A 1,202-nucleotide genomic window follows, 5' to 3' on the forward strand; every position below is an offset into this window, starting at 1 on the left:
CCTTGAGCTCGATGCGATACAAGCGACCGAGCAACAACGAATAGGACAGGGTGCCAATCAGCGCCACGCCGCCAATGAACCAGAAGGCGTAGGCAAACGAGCCTGTCGCGTGGACGATGCCGCCAATCACGATCGGGGTGACGATCCCGCCGATGTTGGCGGCCAGGCTGGTAATCCCGCCGGTCAGGCCGATCAGTTCCTTGGGCGCGACTTCCGATACGGCTGCCCACGATGACGAGGCAATCCCTTGGGCGAAGAAAGCAATGGTCAGCACGGCAATGCAGATCACGTTCGAGTCGGTGAAATTCACCAGGACGATCGACATGCCCAGCATCGATCCGACCACCAAGGGCAACTTGCGCGCGAAGGACATTGAATAGCCGCGTCGTATCAGCAGGTCGGAGACGATGCCGGCCAGCAGAATGCCGACCGTTGCACCCACGAACGGCAGCACCGCGAAGATCCCGGCCTTGATCATGGTCAGCTTGCGTTCCTCGATCAGGTATGTCGGGAACCAGGTCAGGAAGAAGTACAACGCCGAGGTGCTGGCGAACTTGCCGATGCAAATCGCCCAGATCTGCCGATAACTGAACAGCTCGGCGATCTGCCGCCAGTTGAACCGGGTGCGTTCCTGACTGCTCTTGACCAGTCCACCCCCGGCTTCGATGTACTTCAGCTCTTCCTGGCTGACGTTCTTGCAGTTCAACGGATCGCGGTACAGGTACAGCCAGATCACACCGAACACAATGCCAAGTATCCCGGTGCTGTAGAAAACATGGCGCCAGTCATAGGTCGTGGCCAGCCATAACAGCACGCCGGTAAACAGTGCCGTGCCCAGATATTGGCCGCACACGTAAATGCTGCTGGCCAGGCCTCGTTCACGGGCCGGGAACCACACCGTGACCGCTCGGCTGTTGGCCGGAAACGCTGGAGCCTCCATGGTACCGACCGCCAGGCGCAGCCCGAACAGCGAAGCGAATCCTGTGGCAAAGCCTTGGCACACGGTGACCGTCGACCAACTGATCAGCGATACACCGTAGGTGAACCGGGAACCGAAGCGATCGGCGATGAACCCGGCGGGGACCAAGGCCAGTGCGTAGGTCCAGGCAAACGCGGAAAAAATCAGGCCCATTTCGATCTTGTCCAGGCCCAGATCCTTGGCCATGAACGGTGCGGCAATCGAGATGTTCACGCGGTCGATG

The 1,202-nt window shown here is 59.8% G+C and carries 1 protein-coding gene; it reads right to left on the minus strand.

Annotated features, from left to right (window positions below; all coding sequences use genetic code 11):
* Positions 1–1,202 (minus strand): MFS transporter (locus ACXRVY_RS30195; RefSeq protein ID WP_458239099.1); only part of this gene is annotated, 1,202 nt, incomplete at both ends.

Source organism: Pseudomonas sp. P5_A2_2, assembly GCF_054177685.1.